This is a genomic window from Ruminococcus intestinalis, from assembly GCF_014288065.1.
GTDB lineage: Bacteria > Bacillota > Clostridia > Oscillospirales > Acutalibacteraceae > Ruminococcoides > Ruminococcoides intestinale_A.
Genome location: NZ_JACOPS010000002.1, coordinates 135,892 through 157,193, shown reverse-complemented (window position 1 = coordinate 157,193; position 21,302 = coordinate 135,892). Strand labels below are relative to the sequence as shown.

General features: G+C 37.0%; 15 protein-coding genes and 2 riboswitches. Of the genes, 7 read left to right on the top strand and 8 right to left on the bottom strand.

Translation table 11 applies throughout. The features are described from left to right. Positions 1-70: 70 nt before the first annotated feature. From H8R91_RS04920 to H8R91_RS04905, 4 genes are all read left to right on the top strand, one after another. Positions 71-3,403, top strand: a complete 3,333-nt coding sequence (locus H8R91_RS04920) for a PD-(D/E)XK nuclease family protein (RefSeq protein ID WP_186935119.1) — start codon at positions 71-73, stop codon at positions 3,401-3,403. Then, positions 3,403-6,939, top strand: coding sequence for a helicase-exonuclease AddAB subunit AddA (gene addA, locus H8R91_RS04915; RefSeq protein ID WP_186935118.1), 3,537 nt, complete (start codon positions 3,403-3,405; stop codon positions 6,937-6,939). Before H8R91_RS04920 ends, addA begins: the two co-directional genes overlap by 1 nt. 46 nt (positions 6,940-6,985) lie before the next feature. After that, positions 6,986-7,786: an MBL fold metallo-hydrolase gene (locus H8R91_RS04910; RefSeq protein ID WP_186935117.1), complete on the top strand. Its 801-nt coding sequence runs from the start codon at positions 6,986-6,988 to the stop codon at positions 7,784-7,786. Positions 7,787-7,847: 61 nt separating this feature from the next. Next, positions 7,848-8,306 carry a hypothetical protein gene (locus tag H8R91_RS04905; protein WP_186935116.1) on the top strand — a complete coding sequence of 153 codons (459 nt, stop codon included), beginning with the start codon at positions 7,848-7,850 and terminating at the stop codon, positions 8,304-8,306. A gap of 258 nt (positions 8,307-8,564) precedes the next feature. On the opposite strand, the gene H8R91_RS04900 is transcribed toward H8R91_RS04905, so the two are convergent. Further along, entirely contained in the window at positions 8,565-9,137 is a 573-nt protein-coding gene (locus H8R91_RS04900; protein ID WP_186935115.1) for a folate family ECF transporter S component, read from the bottom strand. 87 nt (positions 9,138-9,224) lie between these two features. Next, positions 9,225-9,321: riboswitch (THF riboswitch) on the bottom strand. Between the two features lie 47 nt (positions 9,322-9,368). Continuing rightward, positions 9,369-10,022, bottom strand: coding sequence for an ECF transporter S component (locus tag H8R91_RS04895; protein ID WP_022235061.1), 654 nt, complete (start codon positions 10,020-10,022; stop codon positions 9,369-9,371). A gap of 122 nt (positions 10,023-10,144) precedes the next feature. Then, positions 10,145-10,266, bottom strand: a riboswitch (FMN riboswitch). A gap of 159 nt (positions 10,267-10,425) precedes the next feature. Between H8R91_RS04895 and H8R91_RS04890 the strand changes: the two genes are divergently transcribed. Continuing rightward, positions 10,426-10,803, top strand: a complete 378-nt coding sequence (locus tag H8R91_RS04890) for a GSKIP domain-containing protein (RefSeq protein ID WP_186935114.1) — start codon at positions 10,426-10,428, stop codon at positions 10,801-10,803. Positions 10,804-10,851: 48 nt separating this feature from the next. Here H8R91_RS04890 and H8R91_RS04885 read toward each other — a convergent pair whose 3' ends face one another. Genes H8R91_RS04885 through H8R91_RS04865 form a run of 5 tightly spaced genes read right to left on the bottom strand, consistent with a single transcriptional unit; the run spans position 10,852 to position 17,348 of the window. Continuing rightward, a complete protein-coding gene (locus H8R91_RS04885; protein ID WP_186935113.1) occupies positions 10,852-11,577 on the bottom strand; it encodes a DNA alkylation repair protein in 726 nt (241 codons plus the stop codon). Continuing rightward, entirely contained in the window at positions 11,577-12,653 is a 1,077-nt protein-coding gene (locus H8R91_RS04880; protein WP_186935112.1) for a glycosyltransferase family 2 protein, read from the bottom strand. Before H8R91_RS04880 ends, H8R91_RS04885 begins: the two co-directional genes overlap by 1 nt. A gap of 2 nt (positions 12,654-12,655) precedes the next feature. Next, positions 12,656-13,444 carry a hypothetical protein gene (locus H8R91_RS04875; RefSeq protein ID WP_022235065.1) on the bottom strand — a complete coding sequence of 263 codons (789 nt, stop codon included), beginning with the start codon at positions 13,442-13,444 and terminating at the stop codon, positions 12,656-12,658. Positions 13,445-13,493: 49 nt separating this feature from the next. Continuing rightward, positions 13,494-14,870, bottom strand: coding sequence for a Sapep family Mn(2+)-dependent dipeptidase (locus tag H8R91_RS04870; protein ID WP_186935111.1), 1,377 nt, complete (start codon positions 14,868-14,870; stop codon positions 13,494-13,496). Positions 14,871-14,891: 21 nt separating this feature from the next. Beyond that, complete coding sequence (locus H8R91_RS04865; RefSeq protein ID WP_186935110.1) at positions 14,892-17,348, bottom strand: YfhO family protein; 2,457 nt, start codon at positions 17,346-17,348, stop codon at positions 14,892-14,894. Between the two features lie 155 nt (positions 17,349-17,503). Here H8R91_RS04865 and yfbR point away from each other — a divergent pair, with 155 nt between their 5' ends. Both yfbR and H8R91_RS04855 read left to right on the top strand, forming a co-directional pair. Continuing rightward, on the top strand, positions 17,504-18,091 hold the full coding sequence (gene yfbR / locus H8R91_RS04860) for a 5'-deoxynucleotidase (RefSeq protein ID WP_186935109.1): 588 nt from the start codon (positions 17,504-17,506) through the stop codon (positions 18,089-18,091). A 156-nt stretch (positions 18,092-18,247) separates the two neighbouring features. After that, entirely contained in the window at positions 18,248-19,396 is a 1,149-nt protein-coding gene (locus tag H8R91_RS04855) for an LCP family protein (RefSeq protein WP_186935108.1), read from the top strand. Between the two features lie 168 nt (positions 19,397-19,564). On the opposite strand, the gene H8R91_RS04850 is transcribed toward H8R91_RS04855, so the two are convergent. Beyond that, complete coding sequence (locus H8R91_RS04850; protein WP_186935107.1) at positions 19,565-21,280, bottom strand: hypothetical protein; 1,716 nt, start codon at positions 21,278-21,280, stop codon at positions 19,565-19,567. Positions 21,281-21,302: the final 22 nt, after the last annotated feature.

Here is a 21,302-nt window from a genome sequence, read left to right as displayed (position 1 = left end):
TTAAATGACACACCTGTTATGGTATCATAGTAGTATAATTTATTTACTACACTTGAAACGGGGGATAGATTTGCTTAGATTTGTACTCGGAAAAAGCGGTACAGGCAAAACGGAATACCTGTATAATACGCTTACAAAACTTGCGGAATCGGGAGAAAATCGCATAATTATGCTTATTCCCGATCAGAGTTCTTTTGAAACAGAAAAAGTGTTTCTCGACAGGCTCGGCGCAAAAAAGTGTCAGAATGTAAAAGTATTCGGTTTTTCACGCTTTTGCAGATATGTTTTTGATACGATTAATTTTGAACAGAAAAATGTTATAGATGACAGCACAAGAGCGGTAATTATGAGCCTTGCACTCGAACAGCTTGACACAAGCCTTGAAATGTTTGCAAACAGCAGCGGTAAAAAGAGTGTGATTGAGGCAATGCTTTCTGCGCTTAAGGAATGTAAAAAGGCGAAGATTTCTACCGAGATGTTAAGAAATGTATCGGCTTTGGTTGATGATAAAACATTGAAAACCAAACTAAGGGAAACTGCGTTAATAATAGACACTTTTGACGCTATTGTTGAACAAAGTTATATAGACCCACTTGATAATCTTACAAGAGCAGCGGAAATTTTAAAAGAGAAAAATATTTTTGACGGTTTTACGCTTGCTGTAGATTCTTTCAGCGGATTTTCAAAACAACAGCTTGAGGTGTTAAGACTGTTATTTATGCAGTGTGAAAGCGTTATTGTCGCACTTACATTAAATCCTTTTGAAGATGAACAACAAAGCCTTTTCAGCACCACAAATGATACATATAAAAGTCTGAAAGCTATTGCAAAGGCAGAAAATATTGATATAAAATCGCCGATAAAACTTGAAGAAAATTTCAGAAATGAGAGTGAAGAACTAAAAATTCTTGAAAAGAATTTTTATCAAAACAAAAATAATAAATATGAGTTAAAAACAAATGCAATAACTGCTTTTTCTGCCGATACCGTGTACGGAGAATGTGAGTTTGTTGCAAAACAGATTAAAAAACTCATTATCGAGCAAGGGTATTTGTATTCCGACATTGCCGTAATTTGCAGAGATATTGCACCGTATGCGGGTGTTTTGAATACTGTGTTTGACAAATACGAAATTCCATATTTTATGGATATGAGCTATGATATTTATATTAAGCCCGTTATTCGATATGTATGCTCGATTTTCAATGCTGTTTTGAACGGTTGGCAAAAAGATGATTTACTCGCAATTTTAAAAACAGGACTCAGCAATAATTCCGATGAAGAAATATCAGCCTTTGAAAACTATGTTTATGTGTGGAATATTAACGGAGCGGCTTTTAAAAAGCCGTTTGAAAATAATCCCGACGGTTTTTCCGAAAAAATGAGAAAAACTCAAACAGAACAGCTTGAAATGGCTGAAAAAGTAAGAAAAAATCTTGTTGAACCGCTTGTAAAATTCAGAGAGGACATCAAGGATAAAACAGGTAGAGAAATTACCGAAAAGTTATATAATTTGCTTGAACAACTTGAGGTGACAAACGCTGTTTCTCAAATGTTTGACAAGCTGAAAGCCGACGGTGAAATTGCACAGGCAAAAGAGCAAATCAGACTGTGGAATTTGCTTATGGGCACTCTTGACCAAACCGTTGCGGTTGCAGGTGATTTAAAAATATCTTTGAAAAGGTATTTTGAGTTGTTGTCGCTAAGATTGTCGGCACTGCAAATTGCAGATATTCCCCGTACGGTTGACAGTGTATCGGTGGGTACGGCAACCCGTGTAAGACTTAATAATGAAAAAGCCGTTTTCCTTATAGGTTGTATTGACGGAGTATTTCCGGCAGTACCTTCCGCATCGGGACTTTTTTCTGCATACGAATTAAAAACGCTTATTGCCAATAATCTTCCTTTCGGAGATGAACCTGCCGAACTTGCGGATTTTGAAAATTATATGGCTTACAAATCCGCAACAGCGCCGTCGCAAAAACTTTTTGTTTCATTCTATAAAACCGACCTTACGGGCGGCACATATATGCAATCTTCAATTATAAATGAAATAATCGCTGTTTTTCCGAATATTTTATTGCACAGAGAAGAAGAGTATTGCTCGGTTGCGGACAGCATATGGGCTATATTGCCTGCGTTTGAGGAGTGTGCAAGAAATTTTAACAGTGACAGCAATGAAGAAAGAGCGTTAAAAAAATATTTTTCCGAAAACGAAATATTTAAAGATAAGTACAGTGCCGTTGCAAACGCAAGCAAAGCAAAGCCTTTTGTATTTGACGATAAAAGCAATGTAGGTCTTTTGTTTGGCAATGATTTAAACATATCCGCCTCGCAGGTTGAAAAATTCAGTTTATGCAGATTTTCATATTTTTGCAATTACGGTCTGAATGTTCGTGAACGCAGAAAAGCGGAGATAAATCCCCTTGAATACGGTACTTTTATTCATTATATTATGGAAGTATTTTTCAGCAAATACTCTAAAAACGAATTTTCAAATATGAGTGAAGATGAGATAAACAAGGAATGTGACAGTATTCTTGATGATTATGTCAATAAACATTTCGGCGGTTCACAAAAAAATACTCCCCGCTTTATGTACAGGTTCAATAAGATAAGAGAAAATGTACATTTTCTTGTTTTGCATATCATAGAAGAGCTTAAGAACAGCGGTTTTGAACCTGTGGATTGTGAACTTAAAATAGACGGAGATATTCCGGGGTACGAAGTCGTTTTGCCTACGGGGCAGAAAATATTGTTGAGAGGCAGTGTTGACAGGGTAGATATTCTGAAAAAAGGCGAGGAAAATTATATCAGAATTATTGACTATAAAACAGGTTCAAAGGAATTTAAACTGTCTGATATTTTGTACGGACTTAATTTGCAAATGCTTATCTATCTTTACGCCATTACGCTTGGCGGTGAAGAGCGTTACGGTAAGGTTACTCCTGCAGGAATACTCTATATGCCTGCCACCGTAAAGCCGATTTCTGCCGATAATACCATAAGTGACGAGCAGATAAACGAGCAGGTTTCCAAGGGACTTAAAATGAACGGTATGCTGTTAAATTCTCTTGATGTTATTGATAATTCGGATGCCGCTTATATTTCATTCAATACCAAAAATGGAACGCTTACAGCGGGCGGAAGTCTTGCGAGCCTTGAAGAATTGGGTATGATTTTCAAAAAACTTGATATGACGGTTGCCAAAATGGGTACAACGCTTTATTCGGGCAATGTAGAGGCTTCTCCGCTTAAAGGCGGTAAAGATTCCTGCGAATATTGTCCGTATGACAGTATTTGTGCATATCATATGAGTGACTGCAGAAACAGTTTTTCACTTAAAAATGACGAGGTATGCAGAATACTTGAAGAAGAACAGGAAAACGGGGGTGAGGAGTAATGGCTGTTTTTACTGATGCGCAGACCGATGCGATAAATGCTCAAGGCGGCAGTGTGCTTGTATCTGCGGCTGCGGGTTCGGGCAAAACTACCGTACTTATCGAAAGAATTATAAGAATGATAACACGCAGAGAAAATCCCATAGATGTTGACCGATTGCTTATTGTAACTTTTACGAGAGCAGCGGCAAGCGAGATGAAAGAAAGACTTGCCAAAGCCATTAATTCACTCCTTGAAAATGACCCGTACAATTCTCTGCTTTTGCGCCAGCGACAGCTTATGTACAATACAAGCATATGTACAATAGACAGCTTTTGCGGTTCTGTGGTAAGAGAGTATTTTCATATTCTCGGCGTGCAAAAGGATTTTCGCCTTGCCGATGAAAACGAAATAAAAGTAATCGGCAGTGAGGCGCTTGAAAGCGTACTCGAAGATTTTTACAGAGAAAATACCTCCGATTTTACGGCGCTTGTTGACGCTTTTGCAAATAAAAACGGTGACGATAATTTAAGGGCGGCGGTGCTGAAAATTTCTGATTTTCTTGCAACCCAACCGTTCGGCGAAAAGTGGCTTGACGATATGTTGTTAAAGTACAGTCCCGAAATTCCCGTTGAACAATCGCTTTTTGGCAAAATATTAATTAAATATGCAAGGTCTATGGTTGACCACTCGCTTTTGATTACGATTAATTCAATTAAATTGCTTGATGGGGACGAAAAACTCCGAGATGCAAATTTGCCGCTGCTGCTTGACGATAAAGCATATTTTGAAAAATTGTCGGAGCGTTTTGAGGACGGTTCGTGGGATGAAATAAAAAGATTTGCCGAATCTTTTGTGAAAGGCAGACTTAAAACTCCTAAAGGATATAAGGATGACCCGATAAAAATTTCAATAGCAAATTCCCGTGATGATGTCAAGAAATCGGTTGAAAGTATTTGCAATATCTTTATGTGGAGCAGTGAAGAAATAAAAAACGAGATTGGTTATTTAAGCAAAACAGTTGCCGAGCTTTTTGAGGTAGTGAAAGCGTATTTAAGCAAATTTTCTGAAATGAAGTATGCAAAGAATATTCTTTCCTTTTCGGATGTAGAGCTTTTGACCGTAAAATTACTTGCCGAGCCTTGCGGTGACGGATATACAAAAACCGAGCAGGCAAAGGAAATTTCAAAGCGTTTTGACCAGATTATGGTCGATGAATTTCAGGATGTAAACGATGTTCAGGACCTTATCTTTAAATGCGTAAGTACGGACGAAAACAATATGTTTGTTGTTGGCGATGTAAAACAGAGCATTTACGGATTCAGACAGGCAAAGCCCGAAATTTTTATTGACCGCAAGGATAAATACAATGAATATGACCGAGAAAACGAGATTTTCCCTGCGGCTATAATTCTTGATATGAATTTCAGAAGCCGCAAAGAGGTTTGTTCGGCAGTCAATTTTATCTTTAAAAATCTTATGACGAAAACTTCGGCAAAAATGGATTACGGTACTGACGAATATCTGAATGTCGGCGCGGAATATCCTCCGAGTGAAGGCTGTAATTTTGAAGTTGACTATATTCAGTATGAAAGTTCGGACGAAAGCGTAGAGAATGAGGCTGTATTTATAGCAAACAAAATTCTTAAAATGAGGGCAGAGGGATTTACCGTAGGCAAAGATAAAAAGCCTCTTGAATACGGTGATTGTGCAATTCTTTTGAGAAGTACAAAGAGTACGGCGACTGCCTTTGTAAATATTTTAAACAGCCTTGGTGTGCCTGCAAGTTCAGAGATAAAAGAGAGCTTTTTTGATGCGAACGAAATAAAGGTTATGCTTAACTTTTTGCGCTGCATAGACAATCCGTCGCTTGATATTCCTTTGCTTTCTGTAATGTGCAGTCCTGTTTACAGCTTTACCGTTGACGAACTCGCAAAAATCAAAGGCAACAACAGGCATACTAATTTGTATTCGGCAGTTGCCGCTTACGCTAAAAATGACGGTCGCACAGCCGAATTTTTAAAGGAACTTAATTTGCTCAAAACATATTCCTGCACCTGTTCCGTTGATGAACTGTTGGGCAGAATTTATGAGCTTACTTCTTTTTCTGCAGTCATTTCCGCAATTGACGGTTCAAAAGGCATAAAAAATCTTAATCTTTTAAGGGAATATGCCCGTGGCTTTGAGTCGGGCGGTTACAGGGGATTGTCGGCATTTATAACATATATGGATAAGCTGATTGAAAACGGTGCCGACCTTGAATCGTCATCGGGTGCAAACGGTGAAACCGAAAACACAGTAAAAGTAATCAGTATTCATAAATCTAAAGGTCTTGAGTATCCTGTCTGCTTTATTGCCTGTTCATCAAAAAAGTTTAATAAAACCGATTTGAGCGCAGATGTGCTTATTGACAGTAAGGCAGGTCTTGGCATAAGGAGAGTTGACGGATTTTGCAGATACAATACATTGCCGAGAATGGCGGTGGGAGTGGAAATATCGGAAAACGAAATTGCCGAGGAGATGCGTGTTCTTTATGTTGCGCTAACCCGTGCAAAAGAAAAGCTGATTGTAATATCATCGCAAAAAGACCCGAAAGATTATCTAGTAAAATTAAATTCAAAACTTGCAGGCGGTGTAATTGACCCGTATGCGGTTATGAAAGCAAGGTCAATAAGCGACTGGGTGAGTATGTGTGCGCTTGTTCATCCGCTGCATAACGAATTGAGAATGAAATTGCAAATAGGTGAATCGGATTTAATGGGCACGGCATCGGAAGAATTACCGTGGCATATTAATTTTATAAGTCCGTCTGATTTTGTAAGTGAAACAGATGAACGAAGTAATGATGTAAAAAATAATTCTGATAACGAAATATACGATAATTCCGTAATAGATTTATTAAAAGAGAGAACAGGTTTTGTATACAGAAATCAAGCTGTTCTAAAAATTCCTCAAAAAGTCAGTGCCTCTGAACTTGCCCATAATGAGGGCGACAGCTTTGATAAAATTTTTCTTAAACCTGCATTTATGTCTAAGGGGAATACATCGGCTGTTGAAAAAGGTACGGCTCATCATAAATTTTTGCAGTTTTGCAATTTTAAAGATGCTAAAAATAATTTGCAGGCAGAACTTGACCGACTTTTATCAGAAAATATTTTGACGCAAGAGCAGTTTGACGCCATTAATAAAGAGGAAGTTCAAAAATTCCTTGACGGCAGTCTTGCAAAGCGAATTACAGCTTCGCCGTTAATTATGCGAGAAGAACGCTTTACCGTAAATATCAAAGCAGGTATGCTCGACAGCACGCTTGAGGGCGATTCTGCCGATACAAGAGTGGTAATGCAGGGTGCTGTTGACCTTATTTTTAAAGAGGATAACGAACTTGTTGTGGTTGATTATAAAACTGACCGTGTTCGTGATATAAGCAGATTGAAAGAGCTTTATGCTAAGCAGTTAAATCTTTACAAACTTGCGGTAGAGGAGTTTACCGACTATAAGGTAAAAGAATGTATAATTTATTCAATTCACCTTAACGATTATATTTCGGTCGACTGCTAAATAGACAATTAACGGGAAATATGGTATTATTTTACAGGGTGATATTTTGAAACTGACAATACTCGGCACAGGGTGTGCAAGCGTAACCGACTGTTACAATACTTGCTTTGTGCTTTCGGATAACGGGCAGAATTTTATGGTTGACGGCGGTGGCGGAAATACGATTTTTAAACAGCTAAAGTCATCGGGAATCAACTGGAAAAGCATAAGACATATTTTTATTACACACAAGCATATGGACCATTTATTTGGTATAATGTGGTTTGTACGAATGATTTGCCAACATATAAACCGCAATACATATGAGGGAGAGGCGTATATTTACGGTCATGACGAAGTAATAAAAATCATAAGAGATATTGCAAACCTGCTTTTGCTCAAGCGTGAGCTTGACCTTATCGGCAGCAAACTGCACCTTGTTACGGTTGAAAACGGACAGGAGCTTGATATAATAGGGCACAGAGTGCGGTTTTTTGATGTTAGGTCAATTAAGACAAAGCAGTTTGGTTTCACCATGCATTACGGCGACGGTAAAAAACTTACCTGTTGCGGTGACGAGCCGTTCCACGACTGCGAAAAAGAATATGTCTATGGCAGTGAATGGCTTTTACACGAGGCTTTTTGCCTGTATTCGCAGGCGGATATTTTTCAGCCGTATGAGAAAAATCATTCTACAGTTGCAGACGCCTGTAAACTTGCGGAAGAATTGAAAATTAAAAACCTTGTTTTGTATCATACGGAGGATAAGAATTTGCAAAACAGAAAAACTCTGTACTATAACGAGGGCAGAGAGTATTTCAGCGGAAATCTGTATATTCCGAATGACCTTGAGGTGTTTGAGGTTTAATAAAGGGTTGATCACAAAATATATTCTACAACTTTTATTTCAATGAAAGGAGGAATGTAAAGTGAAAAATAAACATATTACAGAAATATTGGCTCCGATAATGACGAGTGTGTTAATTTTTGGAACTATGATTATTGTATGTGGTTGTTTTTTAAATTCTGATTTTGCATTTGCAGAATATACATATTGCTTATTTATGTCAATTTTTTATTTTCCACTTTTTTTATTGACTATTTTTGGTTTTGAAATAAGTGCATTAAGTGTTTTAATAACCATTCTGATTTTAGCAATGTTTTTTGTTTGTCTATATTTAGCTTGGAGTGCGTACAAGAAACCCAGTAAGATGAAATATGGAATATTAATTCTATTGCTTGTAATTGACATTGTCGGCTCTTTTGGTGTTTTTATGTTTAGCTTTATTATAGGTTTAATCAATGTCTGTTTTAAGATAGCCTTAATACTATGCTATGCAAAAAATATAAAATTGTATGACGAAGATATGTACGATTATGCCAATTAACAAACTCTGACAGCTAAACGGTTATTGAAATATTGATGAGATTTTGTGGTCAATCCTAAACATCAAGCCGCTTGGCTATCAAGAATTTGTTATAGTTAAAGCATTTGTGGGCATTGCTCACACCCACAACCTTTTACTTTTGGACTGAAAGTTTAGCTTTTGCTTTACTTTGTTGCCAGACCAAAAGTGTGCTAAAACATTTAGAATAAAACAAAAAATAACGGCTGTTGCAAATTACTGCAACAGCCGATTTTGTTATCAGTTAGCTTTTTGTGGGAGTTTTACTCGTGACATTATCTTACCGCAGGCAAGAATAAGTAAAATTTCAGGAATACATTTAACAGCCTGACTGATAAGTCTTGCTGAAAGGTAAATGAAATATGACTTGCCCGAAGAAGTGCCATACAAGAAGAAGAGCCAATATGCGATAAGGAAGATTTCAACAGCAATGCAGTTGATAACCCAAGCAATGACTACCTTTGGAACAGTTACTTCATTCTTATAGAGAAATAAACCGTAAATAAGGCCTGTGAGAATACCGTTAATTGTAAAACCGGGGAAGTAAGCACCGCCTGTCGGATTCATAATGAATGAAAGAACATCACCAAGCATACCGACAATCATAGCAGGTACAGGGCCAAACATCGAGCCTGTAATTGCTATCGGCAAAAATGCACCGCTTAATTTTACATTGTTGCCAAAGAAAGGCAAGGTGCTGTTGCCGATGAATCCGAGGATGATTCTAAGAGCAAGCAACATTGCAATCATGGCTAGTGACTTAACTGACTTTAGTTCTGTAAAAGAATTATAGAACTTTTTAGAAATTGACATATATTTTCCTCCTAAAGATTTTTTCGGTGTTGCTTTAGGAGAAAAATAAAAGCGGACAGAAATTCTGCCCGCTATCAGTCCCAAAGTAACAGCGGGATGCGAAACTTGTACCGCAGGATACCCTTTCGTTTTTGTGGCAACTCCCCGTCCACAAAACACTTTACGCACAAATTTCTACTCTGTTAAGCAAAAATGCTTACGAATTACATTATATCACTATGTCGAAAAAAGTCAAGCCTTTTCAGCTTTTGAATCACGCTTTTTTGTAAAAGCCGTATTCATACGAACAATCATATTTGAAAGCGGCTTGTAAATAATCATAGCTATAACTGCATCAACTATACCTTTAAATAAGGTAAAAGGCACATTAAAGATGATTAAAGATTTGAGCAATGTGTCTGAAGACGGAAGAAGTAATTTGTACATATTTACAATTACATTCATATCACCGCCTGCCCATAACTCGGCATAAACAGGATAAACTATAAAGTAGTTTGTAACTACGCTTAATACAGCCATTGCAAATGCACCTGCTACGCAACCGATTAAAGCGCCTTTTTTAGTTTTGTTATACTGATAAATAATGCCTGCAACAAACACAAAAATAGCACCGAGTATAAAGTTTGAAAATTCGCCGACAAACATTGAACTTGATACAGGTAAATGAATAAGATTTTTAAGCAGGCAAATAATTATGCCGTACTGCGGGCCCAACACAAATGCGCCGATGAGTTCGGGCAGATCCGAAAAATCAAGTTTTAAGAATGACGGTACAAGCGGAATAGGAACTTCAATGTACTGAAGTGCAATGGCAACGGCAGTTAAAAGTGCCGTTACGGTGATTTTGGTTGTCATAATTTTTTGACTGTTTTGTGCTGTTCTCATAGAACACACTCCTTAGAAATAAATTCAGATGTCCCGAGAAAATAAAAATCCCCGCTACTGCCGTAACGGGGAAATTTTCTGCACAAAAGGTTCAACAAAGCCAAAGGCAATGTTGATTGTTTGCGTTTCTTCTTTCATCCGGACTATACCGTCGGTGTCTGAATTTCACAGACTCGGCAAGCAAATTGCTTGTTCGTGGACTTTTACCACCGGTGGAGAATTTCACTCCGCCCCGAAGACAACTGTTAATTATATTATAATCCTTATGTTTGATTTGTCAATATGAAATAAGATTTGTTTATGTAATGCACAATTTTTGAAACAAACATTTATTATATTGATTTATATTGACAATGAATTATTTATACCTTAAAATAAAATTAACATATTGTGAGGTGAGTGTATGAAAAAATTTCTGATTTTTTTAATTTCAACTCTTATTTTACTTGTCGGCTGTCAGAGTAACAAGGTTAATAATGATGTATATTTTGATAAAATTGCAAGTATTTCTTGGCTAAAACCTGATGAAAATGAAGTCAATTTTAATAAAGAAGATTCAGAGAAAATACTTGATATTCTCTCTAAAGCCGAGTTGTCATCGGATAACGAAGAAACGAACGGCGGGTTATGGCTTAACGCATATACTGATGATAACGAAAAATACAGTATTACGATATGCGGTTATAAAAATATCAGTTTTAGTTTTGATTCGGAGCACAAGTACAAAATATCCGAAAGTGATTACGATACTATAAACAATTTAATAGATTCATACAGGTAATATTAAAGCCAATTAATCAATATGCGATTAATTGGCTTTTGTTATTAATTATTTATGCCTTTTAAGAGTTCTTAAAAACTTTTTATCATCATCTGTAACCCGTCTGCTTTCAATGCACTTTTGAATAGCTTTATTAAAAGTAGCGTCATTAAGGTTATTGTTCAGAAAATATTTATGAGTTTTTTCTTTTTGCTTTGCATATGCTGTTGCAAGCATCCATGCTTGCGCCATTAAAATATAATATTTATCACTGTTTACGCTGTCACAACGAGCAAGCACATCGTCTATAAATTCACTCTCAAGGTAATAATTAAGCATAATTACAAATGCAAAGCGAATGTACCACTCATTTTTGCTTTCTAAGTAATTTGAAAGGAATTCAAAAAATTCCTTTTTATATTTATTGACTTCCTTAAGTCCCGCACAAAAGCCGTCACAAACTGCCCAATTATTTATTTTGGGGACAAAAGCATTTACAAGAGAAACAAAATCGTCAAAACTTTCGGTTTTTATCAGTCCCATAACAAGGGCGGAGATAATACGCTGCTCATAATATTCTGTTTGAGAAATATCAAGAAATTCCCGTGCATTGCCTTTTGAAATTTCTTTTGCAATTTTGCGCATTATCGGCATACGAATTCCAATAATGCTGTTGCTTTCGGTATCGGGAACAAGCGAAGAATGAAAATCTCTGTATTTTAAATCTGCATTGCTTTTAAGGTACTCGGTAAGATTATCGTAGTCATCCGCTGACCAATTGTCGAGTGTAAACATCAGCGTTCCTCCGGTTTCAGGGTATTCTGAATTACCTTGCGTCTTACCTTTTCAATCTTTTCTTTTGCATTACTGTTTTTTATGCTTTTCTGCCATGACGGAATCTGAATTAAGCCGACTATTGTGCCTATTCCGTATGCAATATGGAGCATAGGGAAGATGAACGGCAAAAGTACAAACTGCGGCTGAACATTTTTCATTGTACAGCAACCGACTGTATTTACAATGTCAAACATTCCGTAAACTGCAAGCAAAACATATAAAAACAGCGGAAGTCCGATAAATGCGAGGATAGAACAGAACAGCAATGCCATTACGAAAAGAAACGGAGCAAAATGAAAATAGGAAAGACAACCCGGACATTCCGATAGGGTAAGTCCTATCCACCTGCCGTTTGAATATTTTTGATGAACCATATATTTAAGGTTGTTTCTTGCGTGCTGATATGACACAATGTCAGGGCAACAGCACATCTTATAGCCTGCTTTTCTTATGCGGTAGTGAAACTCATTATCCTCTGTTCTTCCGAGATTTTCGTTAAAACCGCCGACTTTTGCGATTACTTCTCGTCTGTAAGCAGCGTGAAAAAGGCTGTCGAGGTATTCTTTTTGTGCAGACGGTCTGCGATATGAGGCTACCGAACTGCCGAAAAGCGAGTCTTCGGCAGCAAGTAAAGTGAGTTTCCATGAAGAGATGTCGGATGTAATGTTTGGTCTGCCGCCGCCGACTACATTCTCACCGTCTTCAAGATTCATAATATTTCGTGATACAAAATCTTTTGGAATACGGGCATGGGCGTCAACTCTTATTATTACATCGCCACGGGCAGTCATCAAAGCGGCATTCCATGAACTCGCCTGATTTTTTTTCATACACTGTACAATGGAAATATTGCGGAATCCGTAACCGGTTTCTTTGAATTTTTCCATCATTTCATAGGTTTTGTCGGTGGACATACTGTCAACAAATACAACCTCTATTTTGTTGTGAGGATAGTCCTGTAAAGAAATATCCTTAAAAAGTCCGCTAAGAGCGTCCGCCTCGTTGTAGGCTATCATACACAGAGAAACTATCATAGTTAATTCCTACCTTTTTCAATTGATATAAGCCACTTTGCAGAGGTAGCAAAGGAAGTTGAAATATAAGGTAATACATAAAATGCCGGAACCACAAAAAAGCAAAGTGCAATCCAGCCGGCAAAACCGAAATACAATTTCATTGTGTTGCCAAAGTTTTTAACAAACATTTTTACGCCTTTGCCAAAGCAACAAAATACATTTGAATTTGAATCGTCAATAAATAAAAACATAGCATAATTTACGAAGAACAAATAAACAAATGAAATCAAAAGTACCGATACAGCGCCGAATACAATATTTAATACGGCAGTTATAAGCGTAGTAAGAGCGGTATTGCTTGTTTTAAGCGAATCTGTAATCATAGTTACAAGGTAACCAAAGTCAAATGCGAAAAACGCCAAAGACAGAATTACAACAAAAATAAGATTAAGCAGGATAGTCTTAAAATACAATTTAGGTGATTTAAAAAAGCTGAATATTTCCCAAAAGCTCGGTATTTCATTGTGAGCAACAGTATAAACAGATTTAAAAAATCCGTTTATAAGAGGTGTTAAAAAGAACATTACAACCAAATCTATTATGCTTATAAGAGTAAAAGTAAATTCTTTTCCCGATTTTGCCATACCTGTGGCAGTATCAAGTGACTTTGTAATTAACTGAACTATACTTCCCATACTGTATATTGCAATCATTACGGCAGATATTGTAAGAACCATTGCAATCAGAATTATCCATGAGCCTTTTAAGGAGGTCAGCGCCTGATTTTTTATAAGTTTTTCTTTATTCATAAAAAAATCCTTTGTTAATTAAAGTGTGTCTATAAAACAATATAATTTATTAATTTTCGTTGTCAGAAATACCGCAGTACATTCTGTACATTGCCTCAAGGCAGATTTGTGCGTGGGTAAAGAATTTTTCTTTATCAATGCTTTCGTCTGCATTGTGCATATTAACCTCATCATCTTTAAAAGCAGGGCCAAATGCAAGACCTTTACCGCCGAGTTTCCTTGCGTAAGTTCCGCCGCCTGTGGTGTAAAGTTCGGGGTCTTCGCCTGTTACTGCTTTATATGCGCCCGAAAGGAGCTTAACAAGCTCACTGTCCTTTTCAATGTAAAGAGGTTTTTCGTGGTTAAGTACCTTAACATCTAATTTATTATGTTTAGCTGCATATCTGAACTGTCTGTAAACACTGCCGCCTGTAATTGAAACAGGATAGCGAATGTCGAATGCGGCTCTTGCCTCATTACCCTCAATATGAATATAACCGAGGTTTACGGTAAGGTCACCAGAAATACTGCAATGAGTTTTAAGTCCGAGGGAACAACCGTCGGTTTCGTTTCCGAGGGCAATATCAATAAAGTCACAAATCGTACCGATTTCGGTTGATGTATATGCCTTAGCAAGAAGTTCAACAAGCGCTGCTGCGGCATTAAATCCTTTATGCGGTTCGCAGGCATGAGCGGCTTTACCACGGCTGATTACCATAAGACCGTCAATTGTTGAGTTAAATTCAAAATTACCCTCTGTCTTTTTTGAAAGCTCAAGAAGATTTTGCTCATCATAGTTTGAAGAATCAAGCAATGCATAGGCAATATCGGGTACGGCGTTAATTGCTTTTCCCGAATGTAGCTGTGAAAGTACGGTTGCGAGGTTTCCTTTTGTGCTTACTTCAATCTGTAAAATACCTTTTTCGGCATAGCAAATACCGTAATCGCTGTCGGGAGTGAAAGAAAGGTCGGGAACAGGCATTTTTTCAAAATAGCCGTCAATATCTTCCATACCGCATTCTTCGCTTGTACCGTAAATGGCACGGAGAGTATTTACACCGTCAATACCCTCTTCTTTTAAAGCTCTAAGACAGTACAATGTAACGAGTGCGGCACCTTTGTCATCGGCTATTCCTCTGCCGTAAAGTCTGCCGTCCTTTTCTGTGAGAGAATAGGGGAGTACGCTCCAATTATTGCCTGCGGGTACAACATCAAGATGGCTTAAAATACCGCAAAGTTTACCCTTGCTGCCAAGCTGAATGTGCATACTTTCGTCGGTAACCTGTTCACCTGTAAGACCAAAGTCATTTGCTCTCTTGAGCATAAAATTTATTGCATTCTGACATTCTTCGGGCTTTTCGTTTGCAACCGATTCAAAGCCTATGAGCGTGTTGAGATCTGCAAGAAGTTCGTCTTTGTATTTTAATATTTTGTCACCAAACATCATTTTAAAATCCTCCGAATGTAATTATTTCCTCTTTTTTATTAATCTGAATATAATTATTGATAAAATGTAAACAGCAAATGCTGCGGCTGAAAGTACAGAAATAAGAATACCTGCGGAAAGTCCCGGAGTTTCGTAAACAAACTCAATACTGCATTTTGTATTTTCGGGAATATAAACAGCCATAAGTCCGTTATTTACTTTTTCTATATCTGTTTTGTTACCGTTTACATATGCCGTAAAACCGTCACTGTAAGGAACGCTGAAGAAAAGTAAATTTTCGTTGCCGTCCGTATTATCAAACTCGGCAGTAAAGCCGTTATTAGTGTATTTAAATTCCGAACAAGAATTATCGGCGTGGCTTTTACAAATCTTTGTATAGGTGTCTTTATCGTAAGAATAATCGTTAACCTTACTTGTAAATTTTTCGGGTGTTTTACTGTACAAATATTTATAATCTTTATCGGAATATCCTGTAACAGAGGCATATTTTTGCATCTGCTCACGGCTTAAAACCATTGAGTACAGAATAGCCTCGGTTTTGTGAGAATTTGTAATAAGGTCAAATTCTTCGTTTGTAATGAAAGAATCATAGGTAAAGCCCATCGGAATGTAGCAGGTGTTTTCGTAAATTCTGAAACCGTTTTCCGCTTTTAAGAATTTCCAGTAAGGCATTTTTGTTTTGCCGTCTTTTTCTGTAAATGACTTTGAAATATCGGCATCGTCACCCATATAATCAAAAAGATATTTACAGCTTAATAAAGAGCGTATGCCGTACATATTTGTTTCGGGACGTGAGGCAACATCTCTGGTCATTCCGAGAGAATCGTAGAACTCCATAATTGAAGGTGAAACCGAACTTTGGAAACAATTGATGGATTTAATCTGCCAAAACATTGCCGTGTTATCGGGACATTCGTAAAAATCACTTCTTACGCTGTCATCGTCAAGGTCTTCGATATGAATAGTGTCACGCTTGTTTATTATATTTTCTTTTATCGGCTTTATGGTAGAGCTGTATGCGGTTCCCGAGCCGATAATAAATCCGCTTGTGAGCAGAATTGTAAAGCAAAGTGTGACGGTTGTTGTAATATAAAATGCTTTTGTATGGAAACCGAATTTTTTAAATATAAGCACAAATCCTAAAATGCAAACAACTGCAATGAGTGCGTATATCCAAAATCTTCGTGTGTCGCCTGCAATGCCGATTGACCATTCATCTGTTTCGACATCGTTTGTTGTAACGGTGGTAATTTTTGGCATAAATCCTATAAGAACCGTCATAGCAAGGGTGATTCCCGTTGACCATCTTACAGCCCTGCCCCAATCGGACTGATGACTTTCAAATGCACGGATTGTGGCAAGTGTGAGCATCAGTACAAGCATATAGTACCATCTTGCATAGTAAATTGAGCTGTTGAGCATTTGAAAAGCGGAGTTTAAAACAGGGACAAATGCCATAATTATAAGCAGACTGATTATTTTCTTTATCCAGTCACGCTTTTTTAATTGCAGATAAGCAATTGCTCCCGTCATACCGACAAGCGGCAGCCAACCTGCGACAGAAGCCCATTTACAGTTTGAATCGGGCGTAAATGTCGGGAATGCAGGCATATCGGCAGGGAAGAAAAAGCTTGCAATCGACAGCCAGTACCGTTGCGGACTGCTGTGAACAAGTGCGTCCCAACCGTTTGGCAGAGTGTTGAGTCGAGGATTGCCCATAATGCCGAGAACCGACGGCAAAAGTATGAAAGCAGACGCAAGAAAACCTGTTAAAACCTCTACCGCAAGAAGTAAAAATTCTTTTATAGAAAATTTATATGTTTTTGTAAATACAAGCATAAGGAAGTAGATAATCACAAACAGAACTTGTCCCGTAAAGAAGTAGTAATTAACTACGCAGGCGCAGAACACTGCCGGAGCAAAAATGCCACGCTTTTTATCAAATAAAAATGAATCCAATGCCGCAAGCAGTAACGGAAACATTATCATAGGTTCATGAAAATGGAAAAAGAATATATTATAAATCGAAAAACCCGAGAATGCATACAGAAGTCCGCCGATAACGGCAAATTGCCCGTGGCGTACATATCTTTTTAAATAAAGATATGCTGAAAGCGAGGCGAGCGATAATTTCAGAATTAACAATGGGCCTATAAGATAGGGAACAGCCTCACTCGGAAACGGAATTGTCAGCCAAAAGAACGGACTGCCCAACAGATAAAAGCTGTAACTTGAAATTAAATCGGAACCTAAGTCCGTAGTTGTATTCCACCCGAGATTACCGCTTTTTATCGCATCGTGTACCATTTGGTAAAACGGAATTTCCTGTACATTAAAGTCACCGTAGTAATAAAACACTCCGCCGTCAAAAATAATAAACGGAATAATAAGCACACAGGCAGTTACCAAAGCTATCAAAAAAGCCTGTAATCCAAAGTGATGATTTTTATTTGTGTGTCTTTCAAGTTGCCTGCCCATATTATCCTCCATAAAGGGTTAATATTAAAATCAAAATTCTTTACAAAGCCTTTAAATACGGCTATAATTATATTAAAATTTATACTTAATATTTATTATACCACATTGTATGGTAATTTGCACTATATTTTTGGAAAAAACAGGAGAAATCAGCTATGGAACAGTCGAACTTTTATGCTATGATGTCAAGAATGAAATACATAAATCGCTGGGGACTTATGAATAATACAAAATATGAGAATTTAAGCGAGCACAGTTTGCAGGTTGCAATGATTGCGCACTGTCTTGTGCTTATTCATAACAAAAAATTCGGAGGTAATCTGAATGCTGAAAGAGCAAGTATTCTTGCGATTTTCCACGATACCACAGAAATTATTACAGGAGATATGCCGACACCGATAAAGTATTTTAACAATACAATAAAAGATGCATACAAAGAAATTGAAAATGCCGCCGCCGACAGACTTTGCTCACTTTTGCCCGAAGATTTCAGAAAAGATATGGAAGAAATTATAAAACAAAGCGGTAAAGATGACCTAAAACTCAAAAAGTTTGTTAAGGCAGCTGACCGATTTTCTGCTCTTATAAAGTGCATAGAAGAACTGCGTATGGGAAACGAAGAATTCAGAGAGGCTAAAAACGGCATAGAAAAATCAATTTCCGATATGAATATGCCTGAAGCAGATGTGTTTACAAATGAGTTTTTACCTGCATTTTCACTTTCTCTTGACGAAATGCAGTAAAAAAACCTCTGATATTTACATAATTTTACAAAATTATAAAATATCAGACATAAAATTCTTATTTAGAATTAATTATTGTGCTTATATGGTATAATTATTAAATTAGTTATGCTCGGATTGTAACATAATTAAATCTTTGTTTTTCGGAGGAATGTTATGGCAAATCACGATAACAATAACGAAATAAAAGAAGGTTTTGTCGATATAAGCTCTAATAAGCAGGTAAATAAAATTTACAAAAAGAGGGGCAGAGCAATCAGAATAACATCAATTGTTCTTTCAATTCTTTTGCTTATCGGCGGCAGCGGACTTCTTTATTATTATTCGGTTCTTAATTCGCTTAAGTTTGTTGATATTTCGGATAATAATTCAACGAAAGCCACTTCAAGTACATTGCCTACATCTGACGGTACTTTCAGCAAGTCGCAGCTTAGCAATGACGAATTGCTTGAAGATTCAAAAGTCCTTAATGTTATGCTGTTCGGTGAGGATAATGCAAAGGGAGAGAAATTCGGCCGAAGCGACTCAATGATTATGTTGTCTATTGACAACCGTCACAAAAAGCTTAAGATGACTTCTTTCCAGCGTGACAGTTATGTATATGTTGACGGTTACGGTTATGACAAACTTACAAATGCCTATGCTTACGGCGGTCCGAAACTTACAATTCAGACTATTGAATCAAACTTCGGCGTAAAGGTTGACCGTTATGCGGTTGTTGACTATGCAAGTTTTATTGATATTATTGATGTTCTCGGCGGTATTGACCTTGAACTTACTCAGGACGAGATTGATTACATCAACTATCAGCTTTACAAGAACAAGCAGTCGGATACCCGTACAACAATAACTGACGCACCGGGCAAGGTTCACCTTACAGGTCAGCAGGCTCTTTGGTATGCAAGAAACAGAGGTCTTGATTCTTCCGAAGAAGGAATCGGTATTGCCGGTGATGACTGGGACAGAACATCACGTCAGCGTAAGTTACTTGAAACAATGTTCAACGATATGAAAGACGCTGACTTAACTCAAATAATTTCAATCGTAGGTAAGGTTGGTCCTCTTGTTACAACAAACCTCAAGAAAGATGAAATTACAGCGCTTGTATCACATTCAATGACATACCTCACATATTCGGTTGAACAATACACAGTACCTGAAGAAGGTCAGTGGTATTATATGAACGATACTCCTGTAGGTTCGGTAATTGCATTCTCGGATCTTGAAACCCAGAGAAAACTTTTTGCGGAGTTTATTTATGAGGAGCTTATAACAGGAAATACAACCTCAACAAGTTCAAATTAGTATCTAACATAGGTGCTGCATCCTAAATGGGTGCGGCACTTTTTAATTTATAGATTTAAGTTTACATATCTGTCCGGGAGAAATCTACTAAGCAAAGCACTTGCGTATTCATTGCACTGTACAAAAAACGCTTTAGCAACAATTAAGCTTGCTAAAGCGTTTTCTTTATTAAACTACCGAATAAATTTTGTAACCGTCAATTTCGGTTTCAAGTTTATAGAAATAACTTTTGTTTTCTTCTGTCGAGTAATATTTCTTTAAGTAGTTTTCTTTTTTATAGGTGATGTAGTTGTCAATAACATAAACATTTTTTATACTTATAGCCGCCCGGTACACACTGTCTGCTCCCTTTTTGTTGAGCACCGAATTATGATGCATATATCCAAAGCTGTCAACATTGCTCAAATATGAGGATTTAAAGCCCCACATAGGATGGACATAGTTTGTTGAATATTTTGTGTATTCAATTGCAGTCTTTGTATCAAGTATATAGAATCTTTCGGGATGTCTTTCGACCTCAACATACAGTCTGCTCGGTCGGCTTTTGGTATCTATGTTGTTGTGCAGGTGCGACTGATAAACAAGGCAGTTTACAAGTAGCAGTGTTACAACAAGCATAGCCGATACAAAGAAAGTTCCTTTTCTTGCGGCTTTCAGCATTGCATTACAACCGTCTTTAAACGCTGTAAAATCTATGCTGTACAAAAGTACGCAATAAGCCATTATCCACGAAATATATACAGTGTAATAGTAACTGTTGAACAAATATCTCAGTAAAGAGTTTGAAACAATGAGCTGTAAAGTTATCAGGATAGGGAAGAACATATGAGTTTTCTTGTGAAAAACAAGGAACAGTGTAACGAATATAATGTAGATTATGATAAGCATTGCGTCATTATCAAACGAGGCAAGACTTACTCCGCTTGATGAAAGGAAATCCACAAAGCTGTCCCAAATTGTAATAAGATTGTTGTTCTGCTTTTGCAGTGAATCAACAAGTTTTAACGCATCAAGATTAATCGGTGTGCTTTCATCGTAATAACCGTCTTTGAGAAGTTCGTACTCTGTTTTTGTTATTCCCACATTGCTAAAAGCCTCTTTGTTCTTGCTGTAATCGGGATAAGGAAAATTAGCGATTTTCTCTGTCAGTTGATGGTATTCATAGTTGCCTTTTAAAGTATCGTTTTGAGTATTGACTGCTACGGAGTAGTTATGCAGAGCAAAAGTCAAAACCGTAATAAGAACGAATAAAATGAGAAAAGGTCTGAAATACCACATAAACTTATGAAATTTGATTTTATATTTACCTTTTGCAATAAGGTCGGCAATAAGATAAACAATCGCAAACGCCAATGCAACAAAGAAAAGTTCAAAGCAGTAGAACGAGCCAATCAAAATTTCAATTGCGCCAAGCAGGCACATAAATCTGTATCTTTTTCGTCTGATTGCATTAAACATAAGCAGAAAACCCGCAGTAAGCATAATAGCGGATGTCTTTTGACTTGCTATGTCTGCATAGTGGTTAAGTGCAAATAAAATGTTTAAAAATACAGAAAATACAATTCCTATTTTGTATCCGAATTTATCGGTCAGCGCATAGGTGATAGATGAAAAGGCAAGCCAGCCGAATATTACCTGTGCAAATACAAAAATATTGATTGTGGAAAAAATATATTGAATACTGCTTACAGCAAATGCGAGTAAGTAGTTGACTGTATTGTTGTACGGTATGTGATAATGTGAAATAAGCAGAGAATTTTCATAGTCTTTGTAAGAGTCGTATGAAAACGAAGAAACATATATGCAAAAAACCATTATCAAAGCATTTACTGCAAAGGAAACAAATAATTTATTTTTAAATAATTTAATAAAAAATTTTTTCATAAATGATTTATCCTTTTAATGT